The organism is Sphingobacterium zeae (assembly GCF_030818895.1).
Taxonomy (GTDB): domain Bacteria; phylum Bacteroidota; class Bacteroidia; order Sphingobacteriales; family Sphingobacteriaceae; genus Sphingobacterium; species Sphingobacterium zeae.
The window spans coordinates 121,052-137,734 of sequence record NZ_JAUTBA010000001.1 but is presented as its reverse complement, the minus strand read 5'-3'; the positions used below and the strand labels follow the sequence as shown (position 1 = coordinate 137,734).

Below are 16,683 nucleotides of genomic sequence, written 5' to 3'. Positions count from 1 at the left end.
ACCTACAATATTTAAAGTAATGACATATATATTTATTCTAATTATCCTCTTCGTCTTAGAGCTTCTATATTTTAAAGTAGCAGACAAATTTAATATAATTGACAAACCGAACGAGCGATCCTCACATACAGCAATAACGCTGCGTGGTGGTGGTGTTATATTTTATTTCGCCGCATTATTTTATTTCTTCTTGTCCGATTTTCAATATCCTTATTTCTTTTTAGGGCTTACACTAATGACTTTAGTCTCTTTTTTGGATGATGTTTATACGCTTTCAAATAAGATTCGCTTGTTAGTTCATTTCTCTTCAGTGTTATTAATGACTTATCAGTTGCAATTGTTTAGTATGCCCTGGTATTATTTACTGGTCACATTTGTTGTTGTGGTCGGTGTAATCAATGCATACAATTTTATGGATGGTATCAACGGTATTACTGCATCTTATAGCCTGGCTGTTGGAACCTTATTACTTTTGGTCAATTTTAAATTGAATTTTATAGCGCAAGATTTGTTGATATATACCATTTTGGGGGTACTGGTATTTGCTTTTTTCAATTTCCGACAGAAGGCGAAATGTTTTGCCGGGGATGTAGGCTCTGTTAGTATTGCATTCATTCTGCTTTTCGCGTTGGGGGCACTTATTATTCATTCCGGTAACTTGATCTATATATTATTTTTGGCCGTATATGGAATAGATGCTGTTTGGACTATAATTCGTCGCGTGTCTCTCCGTGAAAATATCTTTGAAGCCCATCGTTCACATTTGTATCAGTACCTAGGAAATGAGGCCGGTGTAAATAAACTCTGGATATCTTTTTCGTATGGATTACTTCAGATTGTTGTAGGCTTGATGGTGATAAAGGTAGCATCGGAGAGTGTCAATAAGCAGATCTTTTTTGCTATTGGACTGTTGATTTTTTTGAGTACATGTTATCTGGGATTAAAGCGTTATATTATCAATAAATTTGTTAAAAGATAGAAAGATGGCTGCAGTGAAAACTATTCAGGGCGGAGTTGCCCGGGACTATAGGGGACAGATTCGCTTTGTTAATGGGTTCGATATGACCCTAGTTAAGCGATTCTACATAATTAAAAATAATGATATTGAATTAATTCGTGGTTGGCGCGCACATCGGATTGAGCAACGGTGGTTTTATGTGCTTTCAGGTACTTTTTCGCTTAGTCTGGTTAAAATAGACAATTGGGAAAATGCAGATCCAAATTTGCCTGTAGATCATCATATACTTAATGAATCAGACCTGAAAATCGTACATGTACCAGCAGGTTATGCAACGGCATTTCGTGCGTTACAAGATGGGAGTGAATTATTGGTATATGCCGATTATCCCATTGAGCATGCAGCGGTTGATGACTATAGTTGGGAGACAGACTATTTTATCAATCACGGTCTATCCCAATCACTTTAGAATACAGCTGCTCCAATGGATAAAAAAATACTTCCATAGGAGCATATTTAAAATAGCGCCTAAAGTTTTTCAAAAGGCGATTAGCGCCGTCCGGATGCATAGAAAAGCTAGATGTTGTTCCATTTTGAAACCGTTCATCATAATATCCAAAATTCCCAGCATACCAAATCTCTTCAACGATCCAATTTATTTCTGTATCTTTAGGGTAAGGAAATGGTATATCTGTTATTGGAAGGCCAACAAGCTCTACTAAGATACGATGTAAGGCATGTGCCCATTGAATAATTCCAAGATCGCGATAGATATTTTTAAGAACTTCAGGATCGATCTTCGAAGATAGTGTGTGGTAGAGACGTGCAGAATCACAAAATTGCCTCAGTCCGATCCCAAATGAAATAAGATGTTTTAGAATATGCGCATTAACTTGAATTATTTGTAATTCCGGAGAAAGAAGGCGGACTTTTTGATGTTCTACCTTTAAATATTGACACTGATCTGAATAAAATTGCTTTAAATTTTTGAGGTAAGAACTTTTAAATGGATTTCGAATATCAAAAAGTTTCTTATGATGCTCAATATCAATGCCGTCATACAAGTAATTTAGGCTAAAGCCTGCAGTATCTTGGATATGTATATGTTCTTTCTTCAGTAAAGTTCGAGCTTGGGAATATTCGCCATGGTCAAAGTACCAGTCGATATCGCCGGACACACGATGTAAGGGGATTCTATAACACTGTGCAACACCCATTCCTTTTTGAAGAATGGGTTGTAAACCGTTATTCAAAAAGAAGTGATATTGCTCTGCAATAATCGCATTCATTTTCATATTAACACGTTCGATCTGGTCTATGCGAATGGCCCATTTCATCCTAAGAGGAAGGGGGGGGAGTTGATCTTCACGTAATTGACTAAAGCTATCGTAAATTAACCCTTCAACTGTGCGTTTGACGGCTGCTGTGTAGAGTTGCTCCCAATCTTCGGTAGAGATGATGTGATCATTCGCTACATTTCCATGCCCCCAAAGACCTAGGCGTAATAATTGGAAAAATATATTCTGAAGAGGCTTATTCATGAATGAAATTAAATTTAACTCAAATATAATGATTAAACATACTCGATGGAAAGGAGAACGATTATATTTGGATAATTCTAATGATTATCCGAATTTATAAAGCGTTTTAATAGACCATAACGTTTATTTAAAAGTATCATCATATTGTGAAATTCGGCACAAATATTGTTTGGCACAGGATGCTCAAAGAATGGACCCTATTAAGATGTTATTTTTAAGGTGTTTTTGGAGAAAAAAATATATTTTTGTCATAAATCAAATTATTATCAGACAACGCATGCGGTTATTTTTAAAGTTTGGGTTACTATTAGGACTATTTGCCACGATTCTAATGATGTTGAGTTCCTGCGGTTCGCGAAAAAATATGGTCTATCTTCAACCTGATTCAACTCAGATTAGCGCTATATATGAACAATATGTTCCAAAAATTCAGCCTAACGATATATTAACTATTGTTGTGTCTGCGGCCGATCCAAGAGTTACAACATCATTTAACCCAATGAGTTCAATGTCTGCAGGTAATGTTACCCAAGCTACAGATTTAGCACTTAGGCCCACTTACACTGTAGATGAGAATGGAGAGATTACACTTCCGATGTTGGGTAAAGTAAAAGTTTCTGGACTAACTAGAATTGAAGCGATGGAGAAAATTAGAACTGATTTAAATGTTTATATTAAAGATCCAGGAGTTAATATAAATTTTAATAATTTTCGAATTTCAGTTTTAGGTGAGGTCGCACGGCCGGGATCTTTCATTATGCCGACAGAGCGAGTAACTATTTTAGAAGCATTAGGTATGGCTGGAGATCTAACGATCCGTGGTGTGAGAGAAAATGTTATGTTAATTAGAGAGAATAATGGTCAGAAAACAGTACACCGTTTAGATTTAACACAACAGAGTACTTTAAATTCACCTTATTATTATCTAGCCCAAAATGACGTAATCTATGTCGAGCCCAATAAATCTCAAATCAATAACTCTAAACTTGGAAGTAATACAAATGTGATTATCTCCATTGCAGGTCTATTAATCACTGTCATTTCTGTATTGACACGCTAGTTATATCCATGGAACAACAATCAACGAATATCAAAGAATCGCAAGGAGAAGGTATTAATTTAAGACAACTCTTTGAGCAATATGCTTATTACTGGAAATGGTTTCTTTTAACTGTTATTCTTGCTTTGGGTATCTCTATATTATATTTAAGATATGCACAAAGAATATACAATACATCAGCCAAGATATTATTAAAAGATGAGAAAAGCGCTTCCGCTGGAGAGTTAGCCGGAATTGCTGAATTGACTAGCAGTATGGGATTAGGGGGCTCCAGGTCTTCATTTGTAACAGATCAAATAGAAGTTCTTTACTCGCGTAGATTAATGCGTAAAGTTGTCAATAGGAATAATTTAAATGTTATTTATTCAGTAAAGGGCAAAATACGGACTGCTGAAGTATTAGAACAAGATGTTCCATTTTCTTTAAAGACAGATGGTGAACAAGATACTTTATTAGCAAACCTAAAAATAGTTTTAAAAGGTTCTAATCAATTATCTATTACTGATTTGGAATCTAAAAGTAATTTTACCGCTAATTATGAAAAGCCGTTTAAAATTAGAAATGTGAATCTCGTTTTCAGCCGTAATAATAGAGCACGGATTGGAACTAATGAGGAATTTATAATTAAAATAGTGCCTGTAGATTGGGCTATAGACGCAATTCTGTCATCTATAAGTATTACACCCAATAAAGAAATGCAATCTTATATTGTAAATTTCTCTATGGTTTCTTCAATAAGTAAGAAAGCTGAATTGATTTTAAATAGTTTAATTGATGTTTATAACGCTGACTTAACAGAAGATAAGATGCGCACAACTCGTGCTACCTCAGATTTTATAAACAAACGTTTGCTATTAATCTCTAAAGATCTCTCAGGCTCTGATAGGGAAGCCGCAGAATTTAAGTCCGCAAACTCTATGGTGGATATGACTGCGGAAGCTGGTGTTTTTCTTAATACAGCTTCTGAAAATGAGAAGAAAGTATTAGAGTATCGTACACAGTTGCAATTAGTTGATCATATGAATGATTATTTAAGAGATCAGCCGAAAGGTAAACTTATTGCATCTAATATTGGCCTTCAGGATGAATCAATTACTGCTGCTATTGCAGAGTATAATAAGGTGGTTTTAGAGCGTGACGATCTATTAAAGTCAGCCTCTAGTCAGAATCCGGCCGTTATTGCACTTAATGAGAATATTGCAGAAAGTAGTAATAATATCATTAGGTCATTGCAAAATTATCAGCGTGTAACTAGGTTAGCATTAAATAATTTAGAAAAAAAATCAAGTGAAATTAAGAGTCGTATTGGCTCTATTCCAAATCAAGAGCAAGGATTTAGAAAGATTTCTAGACAACAGCAAATAGTTGAATCTTTATATCTTTTACTTCTTCAGAAGCGTGAAGAAAGCGAGGTGAAAGCAGCTGCTACTCCCGATAATTTGAAAATAATCGATGTGGCTTATGGAAATAAAGTTCCAGTATCTCCTAAAAAGGAAATTGTTTTGTTAGCAGCTTTGATAATAGGCTTTTTTGTACCTTTTGTAACCCTTTATCTTAAATTTCTATTAGATAACAAAATTCATTCCCGTAAGGATATCGAAGACATAGTCAAAATACCAGTACTTGGTGAAATACCTACAGCTGAAGATACCATCGTCCATCTTAATGATCGTTCGTCGCTCGCCGAAGCGTTTCGCATTCTCCGTACGAACATGAGTTTCATGTTTGGATCTGACAATAGGGAGGCATCTAAAGTTGTTTTCGTAACGTCTACGATCTCTGGAGAAGGGAAATCGTTTGTCACCACAAACTTAGCCCAGATCCTATCCATGTCTGGGAAAAAAGTCCTTTTAATTGGTGCAGATATAAGAAGCCCAAAAGTATTGGATTATTTGGGATTATCTCATTTGCAGCATACAAATGTCGGTATTACCCAATTTTTGATTAACCCGGATATGGATGTAGATAATATCATCATTAAAAAGCCAGGGAACTATGATTTTGATGTGGTCTATTCAGGCTATATTGCACCTAATCCTGCAGAATTATTAATGAATGGTCACTTCGACGATGTAATAAAATACGCCCGTGAGCATTATGATTATGTGTTGGTGGATACGGCTCCAGTAAGTTTAGTAACAGATACCTTGTTGATCTCACATAATGCAGACCTCACACTGTATGTGTCTCGTGTAAATTATCTAGACAAGCGCTTACTGCAGGTGCCGCGTGAATTGTATGTCGATGGAAAATTGAAAAATCTTGCTTCTGTAGTCAATGACGTGGACTTCGCTCGTGGGTATGGCTACGGTTATGGCTACGGCTATGGCTATGGGGACAAAGGTACTAAGAAAACTGGTCTTGCAAAAGTTTGGCAAGATCTAAAAGATCGCTTAAATATAAAATAAAGGTCTATATTAACTAATTTTGGCCTTATTGTTGTTGAATCCCAAGTCGTAGATAACGGCTTGGGATTTTTTATTAGATACTATTATAAAGCCTAAGTCGTTGTTATTAATATTTTAATACACTCGACCAAATGAAAAAACTTCTGATTTTTAACCTTATTGGAATTTTATTTTTAACAGGTTTAACTGCATCAGCGCAGTTCTCTAGGCCAATAAGCATCGGAGCAGGTGCTGGAGGGACCATCAATCTGACAGATTTAGGTAATGTGGAATCTAAATTCGCTTTTTATGGGGAATTGGATTATCTCATTACGCCTTTTATCTCTGTCGGGCTGCATGGTGAAAAAGGAACCTTGGCAGGGAATGGTTACGAAAGCGAATTTAAGAATCGATATTTCGCAGGAAACATCAACGGAAAAATCCGTGTTGGTCAATTTTTGGAAGGAGCGAAAAATTACAGTTATTACACCTTGCAGGCAAACACATTGTCTCGTATCCTTTCAAACGTTTATGTGGGCGCTGGAGCTGGATTGGTTAAAAATCGAATTGCCAAAAATATTTCTGCGCTCTATGCCAATTATCTGGAATCGGTAGGCGGAGAAATTAGCAAAGACGTAGGTGAAATTCATTTTGTCGTTCCATTAAATGTCGGTGTTGATATCCCTTTCGGACGGACACTCTATGGACCACAATGGGCAATTAATGTGAACTACCAGCATACTTTGACCTTTAACGATAACTTGGATGGTGTTATCAATAAGAATAACGATCAATATGGCTTTGTGTCTGTAGGCGTAAAATATGCATTGTTCAATCGTAATTAGGCCAGTTTAAATCAAAATAGAATAATAATGAACATACTTAAAAGTTATAATGGCAATCGCCTGCTAGGGCTTTTTTCTTTAGCTATATTAATTGGTTTTACTGCGTGTAAATCGAATACGGCGATGTACAAAGCGCCAAAAGTAAATGCGTTTAAAGGCGGAAAATTGCCTCCTCCTCCTGGAATGGTGTATATTCCTTCGGGAACCATTTTGTTCAAAGGATCACTAGATAGCGGAAACGTCGGGAAAAATGTGAGTGTGAGCGCATTTTTTATTGATGAAGCGGAAGTAACCAATAAACAATACCGTGAATTTGTTAACTGGGTGGCAGACTCCGTCGCTGTAACCGATTATCTAAATGACGACCAATATTTTTTGGATGTTGCAGGCGAGCAGGTTGGACAAAAGCGGATCAACTGGGCGAAAGTGAAAAAGATATCCCCAATTTGGAGAAGCAATGATCCTGCTATCCAAGAACGTATTGCGCCTATGCTTGAAATGCAAGGCAATAGAAGAGCACTCAATCCAGACATGATCAAATATCGTTTCTCTTACCTTCAGTCGAAAGGGAATGTGAAAAAGAAATATGTGACCGATACGGTAGCCGTAATGCCCGTTGAAGATATTTGGACAAAAGATTTTCCAAATGCGCAACTTGCATCGCTAGATGCGAATTACTTCACCCACCCCTCTTTTGATTATTATCCGGTGGTAGGTGTTACTTGGAGACAGGCGCGTGCGTTTACGGATTGGCGTGCAAATGAGATGGCGGCTACGGTATTGAAAAACTCCTATCTCAATGGCTATCAGCTCAGCTTGAGCCTACCAACGGAAGCGCAATGGCAATATGCGGCATCGGGTAAATTGGATCCTCAAGATACGATTGCAGGATCGCGCATGACTATTGATGGTGCGGAAGGTAAAAAGAAATTGGCGGTCAATTTTAAACAGGGTGAGGGAACGTATTCGCGTGACGGTGCCACGTTTACGCTTCCGGTGAAATCGTATATGCCGAATGCATTTGGTGTCTATAATATGGCTGGTAACGTATCGGAGTGGACGCTAGATGCGTATAGCCCTTCGGCAGTTGTTTTTGTGAATGACTTAAATCCGGCGTTACTTTACGATGCTGATGAGAAAGACGGCGATGCTCTGAAACGTAAGGTGGTGCGCGGCGGATCTTGGAAAGATAACGGTGAACAGTTAAATAGTGAAACCCGAAATTACTCGGTAGATTATGAACCGCATTCTTACATTGGTTTCCGTTGTGTGATGTCGGCTTTTGAAATGCCAACCGTACAAAGTAAAACACGTAAATATTAATTCGCTGTTCTATATATAAATATCGATAACGATGAAAAAAGAAATAGTATTGATAGCGGCGATGGCTTTTGGAATTGGGTCATTGTTCGCGCAACAAGAAACCACAATAGATACTGTACCTGCGCAACAGCGGATGTTGCAAACGGGTGCTTCAACGCCTATCCCTGCGGGGGAGGTAATTCAGGATACCATTCCATTGGAAGATGGCTTTTACCAGGCCAATAGTATGGAGGATGCGGTGCCTTTTGCTTACCCCGAGGTGAATAAAAAGAATATTCGCTTTTACAAGCGTGTATGGCGCGATATCGACCTTAAGGATGAAAAAAATAATTTATTGGCGGTACCAGGCAACTCATTGATTGAAGTGATTATGAAAGCCATTGAAAAAGGAAAATTGTCACTTTACAGTCCGGATGATGATTCGTTCAAAGGAAGATTAAGTGCGCAAGAGGGAATGGCTCGATTTGCAGATAGCGTGCTGGTCCCAATTTTTGATGGGGAGGGTAATCAGATCGATTCCAAAATGGCGCTGAATGAGTTTGATCCGGCACGCGTAACCAAATTTAGAGTGAAGGAGGATATTTTCTTTGATAAGCAACGTAGCCGATTAGAGACACGCATTATTGGCGTGGCACCCTTAATGAATATCACCACTTCAGCAGAACTAGCAGAATCTGTGGGGGCAACGCCAGCATTCTGGTTGTATTTTCCGCAATTGCGTTATAGCTTGATACAGGTCGATATTTCTGATCCGGATAAGGGTCTGTACGATATGACCATGGACGATTTCTTTGTACAGAACAAATTTGCAAGTACAATCGTGAGGGAATCATCGCCTGGTATGTTGCAAAATCTGAAAGATACAGAAAATGGGGGCCAGCAGCTGGACGGTAAAAAAGTGGAGGAGAAGCTGGATGCCTATAAAAAGAAACTATGGAGCAATCCGAAAGGCGTAAAGGCGGAGGAGCTTGAAGGAAATAAGGCTGAAGGAGCAACAACAGAAGAGAAACTGTAAATATAAAAAGGTTCTTTGGGGATGCCTCTCTTTACAAAAGATGAGGCATCACTATTTTAGGGTCCTATAGGGTTCTTTTTAATCAATTATTCATAGTTTGTTAATGGTAAAGGACATATAGTGGCATATGTTTTGTTATTTTATGCTGCTATTATCCTATAAATTTTCAAATACAAACAAATAAAATAATCGTGTATTATAACGTTCATCGTGTAGTATATAAAGAAATATTTAAAACAACAAACAGATAAGATCAAATCGTCATGCTAAGAAATGAAATGTATTCCAAGAAGCCAATTTTAGTCATCTTGGCTGCCGGGATGGCCAGCCGCTATGGTTCGGCAAAACAGGTAGAGTGCTTTGGCCCCTTTGGTGAAAAAATTATCGATTATTCAATTTATGATGCAATAAAGGCTGGCTTTGGAAAAGTCGTTTTTGTAATTCGGGAGGAATTTTTGGAGGTGATGAAAACGAATGTAGGGGATAAGCTCCCAGACTCCGTTGAAGTTGCTTACGCCTATCAGGATTTTGACTTAAAAAAATTCGGTGTGGATCGCGTTGTCGAACGTCAAAAACCTTGGGGAACGGGACATGCCGTAATGAGTGCGGAGCAAGAGGTGGATAGGCCATTCTGTGTGATCAACGCGGATGACTTTTACGGCTATGATGCCTTTCAGAAAATGGCTACTTTTTTACAGCATCAAGCCAATGATACGGAAATGGCATTAGTTGGATTTGAGGTTGGAAATACCCTTTCAGACTTTGGCTATGTCTCGCGTGGTGTATGTGAAGTGAATGCTACGAATCATTTACAGAGCGTTACGGAGAGGACTAACATCTATCGAAAAGCGAGCGATATCGTCTACGCGCAGGAAGAGATAGAAACTATGTTGCCTGAAAACACCAGGGTGTCGATGAATTTTTGGGGATTTACACCTAAAATATTTGAGATTGCACGTGCATTATTTCCTGACTTTGTGAAGCAAAATCACGAGAACCCCAAAGCGGAATTCTTTATCCCCGATTTGCCAGATTATATGGTAAAACAAGGTATTGCGAACTTCTCGGTGCTTCCAACCGATGCAAAGTGGTTTGGTGTGACGTATAAGGAAGATAAGGATCAGGTTCAACAAAGTATTCATCAATTAATCGAGCGCGGAGATTATCCGCAACGCTTATGGCCGGAGAAGAAGGTGGTTGATGAAAGTATTTATTTAGACTTTTAGATCGTGTTAAAAAATGAAGTTCTCTTATTATATAGGAGAATTTTTACGATTTATATAGTATATAATTGGTACATCTGCACACACTTAAACCTCGAAAGGGAACTTTAATAAATTTTAAATGAGTAATTTATGGAGGGAGGGCTTGTCCGTTAACAAGCCACGTTGGGTTATTCTTTTAATAGATATGATCATAGTAGTGGTGTCCTTTCTTGCCAGCTATGTGCTCATCTTTAAACACAGGGGCGGCGTTGAGCCGGATGCGTTGCGCATACAACTTATTTTGGTCTCCACCATTTATCTGATCTGCTTTATTTTACTGGGAACATTTAAGGGGGTTATACATAAAACCGGTCTCCGCGAATTACAACGGATGGTGTTTGCAATTGGACTGGGCTATTTTTCTTCGGTCCTTGTATGTAAGCTACTGGAATGGACGCAGCCTTCTTTCTTGCATGAAGCCTTTCCTTTCTCTGATACCCAGCTGCTTTTTCATGCGCTGATAGCGGGATTTGGAATGACGTTTAGCCGCGTGCTTTACCGGGCATTGTACCATGAGCTAATGTGGGGAGGTAAAGATAATCGTATTCCCGTGATCCTTTTTGGCGCCGGAAATATGGGGAATACCACCTTTCACTTTATCCATACAACATCGCGCACCAAATACCGCATTGTGGCCATTATGGACGATAATCCGCATCGTATCGGCAACCGTATTCAAGGGTTTAGAATCCACGATATCAATAAATTGGATAAAGAGTTCGTCAATCGCCATGGCAATGCTGCTGAACTGATTGTTGCTATCGACAATCGGTCGCCCGAACGCTTGAATAACGTTTTTAAGCTAGCAGAACCGATTCCATTAATTGTCAAAATTATTCCGGATACGGCACGTCTGTTAGCAGGAGAGGTGGCAACCCGCCAGATCCGAAGCTTGCGCATCGAAGATCTACTGGGGCGAAAAGCCATTGATCTGAACAACCCGTCCATTGCGGCAGAGATGAAGGATCAAATTGTATTGGTAACGGGCGGTGCGGGTTCAATTGGCGGTGAACTGGTGCGCCAGCTTGCACATACGGATCTCAAACAGCTGATCGTGGTAGACCAGGCAGAATCTTCGCTATATGATATTCAGCAGGAGCTGAACGCGTCGGCAAATTTTGATCGGTGCCTGTTTATGGTAGGTAATGTCAGGGATGCGCTATTTATGGAAACTTTGTTCCAGGTTTACGGACCGACTTACGTCTTTCATGCTGCAGCATATAAGCATGTTCCGCTGATGGAGGCCAATCCTTACGAATCAATTTTAACGAATGTATGGGGGTCTTATAATGTGGCACAATTGGCGGACAAGTATGGGGTATCTAAATTTGTGATGGTGTCTACGGATAAAGCCGTGAATCCGACAAATGTGATGGGAGCAACAAAACGTGTCGCTGAAATTGCGATATCCACCGTCAATAGCAACTCCAAAACGAACTTTATCGTGACGCGCTTTGGCAATGTATTGGGTTCTAATGGTTCGGTCATCCCGCTATTTGAAAAGCAGATGCTCAAAGGAGGGCCACTCACCATTACCGATCCAAATATTACCCGTTATTTTATGACCATACCCGAAGCCTGTCAATTGGTGCAGGAGGCCGCAGTAATGGGTAAAGGTGGGGAAATATTTGTTTTTGATATGGGTGAGCCGGTCAAGATCATAGATCTCGCCAAACAGATGATTCGTTTAAAGGGCTACAACTACCCTGAAGATATTGATATTAAGTTCGTCGGTCTGCGCCCGGGAGAGAAAATTTTTGAGGAGCTGCTGGCGAATGGCGAAAACACCGAGAAGACCTATCACGAAAAGATCATGATAGCAAAGGTGAATACACCCGATTTGGATGTGCAAAAGGCGAGAATAGAGCAATTGTGTGCGTTGGCAAAAACCGCCGATCCGAACACCGATAAAATGAAATTGGTGCAGCTGGTGAAAGATATCGTGCCGGAATACCGTTCTCAGAATTCTGTTTTTGAAACGCTGGACAAATAGCCATTTCCGAAAAGGAATGGCTTTAATGCGACAAATTGCAGCTATAACAGCGTTTAGTGCAGCTGGTATTTAAACAGTATCTTTTTTGTATAGTTCCTCATAGAGTTGTATAATCTTCGTTTGAATTTGCTTGATTTCTTCCTCACGTTGTCGTATTTTGTTTAAAATTTCAGCACACTCATCTCTTTCGTTTGCGTTACCTGTGATATGTTGAGCTAATAACTGTGCAGTTGTCAAATTAAATACGCTTGCAATCTGGTGTAAACGAGAGAGCGTAATCGTGGTAAAGCCTGTTTCGATCTTTGAAACAGCGGGATTAGATAAGTTCAATTTTTTGGCAAATTTTACTTGTTCCCAGCCTTTCTGTATCCGAAGTAATCTAATTGTCTTCCCTATGTTTTTCATGAAAAAAATAATTTATCGTTAACTTATAAAAAATAGCTTTGACGCTGTACAGCTCAAACAGCAATACCTCTGACGCTGATCTTAAAAACTGCAGTCAAATCGCTAGAAAATATAGGTAGGCATCCAATTATAGCCCGCTATTTGTTCAGGATGTTCATTCCAATCGAGATCGGGATGATAATATACGACAGTGCTAAATAATATATGCTTATAACCAAATCCGTAACGATAGGGAACTTTGTGCGCCTTTAAAATGCCGTTCACAACGATCTTTCTTAAAATGGAGTTAATCCGTTCAGCTGTAATTTCGAAACTATATTCATTCGAAAAGTCCGCAGCCATTTGATAGATTGTCCGTGGCCGGAGGAAATAATTGGTTGTTGTAGCGACAAATAAGACAAATTCACTTTCTTTTTTAAACTGCTCTCGTTTCTTTTTATTAAATACTATTTTTCTTTTCAAGCTTCTTTTTCATATGTTTAGGAACTGCGCGTTTTAAATTGGAAATAAATACCTCAATTTGCTCACAGCCTCGTTTAGCCACCACCTTTTCTGGTTTGACATAAATCGTGTGCATAGTAACCACGAACCAGGTATCGTCGATAGGACACTCCGGATCCGAATCTGAATGAGCAAGTACGGTAATTTATAATCTAAGAATAATTTTAAAGATAGTTATAATAACTGAGAGTTATTATATGCGTGATTATTTATTTTGTTAACCAGTATTCTTTTTAATACCAGCTTCCTTTTTGAGACCAAAGAATACTTAATTTAGGCATTATGATTAGCGTTTAGTTCTTAGTGCAATCTCAATCTTTTCTATGGCATTATTAGCATGTATGTTGCTAAGGAAGCAACACAAAGTAGTAAGATTGAAGGTACACAAACTAATATAGAAGATGCTTTTTTAGATAAAGAAGATTTAGTAGTTGAACGTAGAGACGATTGGGTAGAAGTTCATTATTATATTGATGCAATGAACCAAGCAATGGTTGAAGTTTTTTCTGGTAGGCATCATAGAAACTGCAAAGAATGGAATTGCAACATTTGATGCAATTCTCAAATTAAAAAAGGAATTCAGAAAGGAAAGCGGGAAGAAGCTATTGCCATTGCACTGGAGTTTAAGAAAATGGGTTTACCTATTGCTGATATTGCTAAAGGAACCCGGCTTTCGATCGAAGAAATCGAAAAGCTGTAATCAGATACTTTTAAAGTTTATAGATATTTATTTTGAGCCATTTCCGAAAGGGAGTGGCTTTTCATTTTAAAGATCAACAATAATCCTCTTTTACCGATATAAAAGGAAACCAATTTTAAATACTAACTATATTATGAATGATTACATCTAGCGGTTCATGTTATAGAAAATAGTTAAACTAATGCTAATTATATTAGTATTTTGTATTAATAATTCTTATCTTTATGCTGTTAACCAGTTGATAAATAATTATGAGTCCAAGAAGAAGGCGTATAGATGATCCCTTGTGGAAATCTATTTTGGAGCAAACATTTTCGCATTTTCTACGATTTATTTTTCCGGATGCAGATGCTGTTTTTGATTTGAATAGACCCTTTGATTATCTTGACAAAGAGTTTGAGCAATTATTCCCTCCGGAAAGTAACGGTAAGGGAGTTCGTTATGTCGATAAGCTCGTCAAAGTCTATTTAAATGATGGGAGCGAACAGTTTGTGCTCTGCCATGTTGAGATACAGAGCAGCAAAGGAAATGGTGATTTGGCCGAGCGCATGTTTCGCTATTTTTATAGAATATGGGATCGTTATAAAGTTCCTATTACGGCTATAGCTATTCTGGCCGATGAAAATAGAAGCTATCGGCCGGAGGTATATAGGCAAGAATTTATGGGCACGTCATTGCGCTATGATTTTAACAGTTACAAGATCATGGATCAGCAAGAGTCGGTATTGCGATCAAATAAGAATCCATTTTCTGTAATTGTTCTTACTGCTCTTTTGGCTATCAAGAACAAGAAAATAAGCGACGAAGGCCTGAAAGCGATTAAACACGATCTTTATGATGAAATGATAAACCGGGAGATGGATAAGGATACGCGACAAGGGTTATATGATTATCATTGATTTAATTATTTTTAATAGGAAATGATGCTGTAATGAGCATAGCTCATTACGGTTCCTAACTTACTACGTAAGTTTTGATAATGAGGAAGTTTTGGGTATATTTCCTCAATAGATTAGTTCTCGATGGCAGAGGAGAGATCGATAAATTGCTTTTTGTAGGCAATTTATCTAAGTTTGAAAAAGAAATAGAAACAAAAATAGGAAGGAGCGATACTATGGGCACTCAAGAATATTTATTAGATAAAGCTGAAAAAAAAGGAATTCAGAAAGGCATTGAAAAAGGTCTTAAGACTGGCATTGAAAAAGGTAAGCGGGAAGAAGCTATTGCCATTGCACTGGAGTTTAAGAAAATGGGTTTACCTATTGCTGATATTGCTAAAGGCACCGGTCTTTCTATCGAAGAGATCGAAAAGCTGTAATCAAATACTTTTAAAGTTTATAGATATTTATTTTAAGCCATTTCCGAAAGGGAGTGGCTTTTCATTTTAAAGATGCTATATGCTCAAAAAACTCCCCTTTCGTCGCTGATAAAAGAGGAGAAACTTTATAAATCTAAATTATGAAAAATCTTATCGTTAATAATAAAGCGCCCTAATAGATTAAGCCGCTTCGCTAGATGTTGGTATATCTCAACCGGCTGATTTAGTATAGAAATAATTTTTTAAATCGAAAAATTACAAACAGCTTTTTACTGTTTGTTTCTCTCCATTTTTGGGCTATCCTAACTTAACCCAATTACTGGTCTCTCGCCATCAGCGTAAAAGTAATCGAAAAGTTGACTAGGTTTACATGCTAGAGCTTTAGAAAGGCCATATATTTCATCTGCATATAGCTCATTAAGTTCTCCTGAGAAAAGTCTATTAAATCTCTTCGCAATAATTTTAGAGCTATCACTAATTTGATTCTGGCTATTTATATAAGGATTGATCAAATCGTGAAATAAGTTTTCATTCTTTTTTAGACTCGCTAAAATATGGCCCTCATGTTTACTAAAATAATTGTTACAGAAAGTATCAATATCTTCTCCTAAAAAAATCAAGGTCTTATGAAAGATTCTGCCATCTAGTTTGGGAGAGCTCTCACTAAGAAGATTTGATATTTCTTTAGACTTATTTTTTAATTCAGATTTATTTTTAATCTTTTTCTTAAGTATGGATAAAATATATTTGGAGAATTCTTCGAGTTTATTTAATTGATAATCAGTCATTTTTATTTGTTATTTAAAATAAAAAGTCTCAAACAGGACTAATTTTGATTTTTATCTTTATATTTGTCTTATAATCAGTTAATCTGATTTAGTCTCGAATACGGAAACGACGAAATTTCAATGACGCGAGACGTAGGGTTTGCGAACCCCCTGTGCTTTTTGTATTTTCGCAAAAGGAAGGGGCAAGCTCCCCTATTGGAAACTGCGTCATGGGTATTCGTCGTACCTCGTATTCAGTGGAAGGTAGTGGGGCTTGCCTCTTTTATATTTATAAATTTTTGCCCTCTTACTTCCCCTCGAGACTCTTGCTGACAACCAAATTGTAAGATTATGAGATCAAAAGAGCTAAGAACATTTACAGAACGACGGCAGATCAAGGACCAGCTTACCCAGCCTGCAGTATCATTGCTTATCAAGAACAAATACTGCCCACCGGAATAGCTTCTCAAAAGCTTAAAATCTACAATGGCCGATAGCCCCTGGGTATCGAATGGATATAAAAGCCGTAATGGCCTATTTATAGCATACCAATTGTTGATTTTGCCGGCCTATTTTTTTTAGATCCACGCTCTAAAATTGAACAG

At 37.9% G+C, this 16,683-nt stretch carries 16 protein-coding genes; 12 read left to right on the top strand and 4 right to left on the bottom strand.

The annotated features are described in order from the left end of the window. The first annotated feature begins 19 nt into the window (after positions 1-19). Both QE382_RS00540 and QE382_RS00535 read left to right on the top strand, forming a co-directional pair. Positions 20-979, top strand: a complete 960-nt coding sequence (locus QE382_RS00540) for an MraY family glycosyltransferase (RefSeq protein ID WP_307184258.1) — start codon at positions 20-22, stop codon at positions 977-979. Between the two features lie 4 nt (positions 980-983). Then, positions 984-1,427, top strand: coding sequence for a WxcM-like domain-containing protein (locus QE382_RS00535; RefSeq protein WP_307184257.1), 444 nt, complete (start codon positions 984-986; stop codon positions 1,425-1,427). On the opposite strand, the gene QE382_RS00530 is transcribed toward QE382_RS00535, so the two are convergent. Next, entirely contained in the window at positions 1,399-2,499 is a 1,101-nt protein-coding gene (locus QE382_RS00530; RefSeq protein WP_307184256.1) for a nucleotidyltransferase family protein, read from the bottom strand. The genes QE382_RS00535 and QE382_RS00530 overlap by 29 nt on opposite strands. 277 nt (positions 2,500-2,776) lie before the next feature. On the opposite strand from QE382_RS00530, the gene QE382_RS00525 reads away from it, so the two are divergent. From QE382_RS00525 to QE382_RS00495, 7 genes are all read left to right on the top strand, one after another. Beyond that, positions 2,777-3,559: a polysaccharide biosynthesis/export family protein gene (locus QE382_RS00525; protein ID WP_307184255.1), complete on the top strand. Its 783-nt coding sequence runs from the start codon at positions 2,777-2,779 to the stop codon at positions 3,557-3,559. 8 nt (positions 3,560-3,567) lie between these two features. After that, a complete protein-coding gene (locus tag QE382_RS00520) occupies positions 3,568-5,967 on the top strand; it encodes a GumC family protein (protein ID WP_307184254.1) in 2,400 nt (799 codons plus the stop codon). A gap of 131 nt (positions 5,968-6,098) precedes the next feature. Next, entirely contained in the window at positions 6,099-6,791 is a 693-nt protein-coding gene (locus QE382_RS00515; RefSeq protein WP_307184253.1) for a hypothetical protein, read from the top strand. Between the two features lie 27 nt (positions 6,792-6,818). Next, complete coding sequence (porK, locus tag QE382_RS00510; RefSeq protein ID WP_307184252.1) at positions 6,819-8,114, top strand: T9SS ring complex lipoprotein PorK/GldK; 1,296 nt, start codon at positions 6,819-6,821, stop codon at positions 8,112-8,114. A 31-nt stretch (positions 8,115-8,145) separates the two neighbouring features. After that, the gene (gene porN / locus QE382_RS00505) at positions 8,146-9,129 is read left to right on the top strand and encodes a type IX secretion system ring subunit PorN/GldN (protein ID WP_307184251.1); all 984 of its coding nucleotides are present in this window, start codon (positions 8,146-8,148) and stop codon (positions 9,127-9,129) included. Positions 9,130-9,392: 263 nt separating this feature from the next. Continuing rightward, complete coding sequence (locus tag QE382_RS00500; RefSeq protein ID WP_307184250.1) at positions 9,393-10,355, top strand: nucleotidyltransferase family protein; 963 nt, start codon at positions 9,393-9,395, stop codon at positions 10,353-10,355. A gap of 118 nt (positions 10,356-10,473) precedes the next feature. Beyond that, the gene (locus QE382_RS00495; protein ID WP_307184249.1) at positions 10,474-12,387 is read left to right on the top strand and encodes a polysaccharide biosynthesis protein; all 1,914 of its coding nucleotides are present in this window, start codon (positions 10,474-10,476) and stop codon (positions 12,385-12,387) included. Positions 12,388-12,456: 69 nt separating this feature from the next. On the opposite strand, the gene QE382_RS00490 is transcribed toward QE382_RS00495, so the two are convergent. Next, a complete protein-coding gene (locus QE382_RS00490) occupies positions 12,457-12,792 on the bottom strand; it encodes a helix-turn-helix domain-containing protein (protein ID WP_307184248.1) in 336 nt (111 codons plus the stop codon). A gap of 102 nt (positions 12,793-12,894) precedes the next feature. After that, the gene (locus tag QE382_RS00485) at positions 12,895-13,254 is read right to left on the bottom strand and encodes a hypothetical protein (RefSeq protein ID WP_307184247.1); all 360 of its coding nucleotides are present in this window, start codon (positions 13,252-13,254) and stop codon (positions 12,895-12,897) included. Positions 13,255-13,630: 376 nt separating this feature from the next. On the opposite strand from QE382_RS00485, the gene QE382_RS00480 reads away from it, so the two are divergent. The 3 genes from QE382_RS00480 (at position 13,631) to QE382_RS00470 (ending at position 15,311) form a co-directional block, all read left to right on the top strand. Next, on the top strand, positions 13,631-13,846 hold the full coding sequence (locus QE382_RS00480) for a Fic/DOC family N-terminal domain-containing protein (protein WP_307184246.1): 216 nt from the start codon (positions 13,631-13,633) through the stop codon (positions 13,844-13,846). Between the two features lie 398 nt (positions 13,847-14,244). Beyond that, positions 14,245-14,892: an RpnC/YadD family protein gene (locus QE382_RS00475; RefSeq protein ID WP_307184245.1), complete on the top strand. Its 648-nt coding sequence runs from the start codon at positions 14,245-14,247 to the stop codon at positions 14,890-14,892. An 80-nt stretch (positions 14,893-14,972) separates the two neighbouring features. After that, complete coding sequence (locus tag QE382_RS00470; protein WP_293887143.1) at positions 14,973-15,311, top strand: RpnC/YadD family protein; 339 nt, start codon at positions 14,973-14,975, stop codon at positions 15,309-15,311. A 302-nt stretch (positions 15,312-15,613) separates the two neighbouring features. On the opposite strand, the gene QE382_RS00465 is transcribed toward QE382_RS00470, so the two are convergent. Next, positions 15,614-16,099, bottom strand: coding sequence for a hypothetical protein (locus QE382_RS00465; RefSeq protein ID WP_307184244.1), 486 nt, complete (start codon positions 16,097-16,099; stop codon positions 15,614-15,616). Positions 16,100-16,683: the final 584 nt, after the last annotated feature.

Excerpts from the sequence above, each read along its gene's own strand:
- QE382_RS00535 (WP_307184257.1), top strand. The coding sequence starts at position 984 with ATGGCTGCAGTGAAAACTATTCAGGGCGGAGTTGCCCGGGACTATAGG.
- QE382_RS00540 (WP_307184258.1), top strand. The coding sequence starts at position 20 with ATGACATATATATTTATTCTAATTATCCTCTTCGTCTTAGAGCTTCTA.
- QE382_RS00500 (WP_307184250.1), top strand. The coding sequence starts at position 9,393 with ATGCTAAGAAATGAAATGTATTCCAAGAAGCCAATTTTAGTCATCTTG.
- QE382_RS00480 (WP_307184246.1), top strand. The coding sequence starts at position 13,631 with ATGTATGTTGCTAAGGAAGCAACACAAAGTAGTAAGATTGAAGGTACA.
- QE382_RS00490 (WP_307184248.1), bottom strand. The coding sequence starts at position 12,792 with ATGAAAAACATAGGGAAGACAATTAGATTACTTCGGATACAGAAAGGC.
- QE382_RS00520 (WP_307184254.1), top strand. The coding sequence starts at position 3,568 with ATGGAACAACAATCAACGAATATCAAAGAATCGCAAGGAGAAGGTATT.
- QE382_RS00475 (WP_307184245.1), top strand. The coding sequence starts at position 14,245 with ATGAGTCCAAGAAGAAGGCGTATAGATGATCCCTTGTGGAAATCTATT.
- QE382_RS00495 (WP_307184249.1), top strand. The coding sequence starts at position 10,474 with ATGAGTAATTTATGGAGGGAGGGCTTGTCCGTTAACAAGCCACGTTGG.
- QE382_RS00530 (WP_307184256.1), bottom strand. The coding sequence starts at position 2,499 with ATGAATAAGCCTCTTCAGAATATATTTTTCCAATTATTACGCCTAGGT.
- QE382_RS00525 (WP_307184255.1), top strand. The coding sequence starts at position 2,777 with ATGCGGTTATTTTTAAAGTTTGGGTTACTATTAGGACTATTTGCCACG.
- QE382_RS00515 (WP_307184253.1), top strand. The coding sequence starts at position 6,099 with ATGAAAAAACTTCTGATTTTTAACCTTATTGGAATTTTATTTTTAACA.
- QE382_RS00465 (WP_307184244.1), bottom strand. The coding sequence starts at position 16,099 with ATGACTGATTATCAATTAAATAAACTCGAAGAATTCTCCAAATATATT.
- porN (WP_307184251.1), top strand. The coding sequence starts at position 8,146 with ATGAAAAAAGAAATAGTATTGATAGCGGCGATGGCTTTTGGAATTGGG.
- porK (WP_307184252.1), top strand. The coding sequence starts at position 6,819 with ATGAACATACTTAAAAGTTATAATGGCAATCGCCTGCTAGGGCTTTTT.
- QE382_RS00470 (WP_293887143.1), top strand. The coding sequence starts at position 14,973 with ATGAGGAAGTTTTGGGTATATTTCCTCAATAGATTAGTTCTCGATGGC.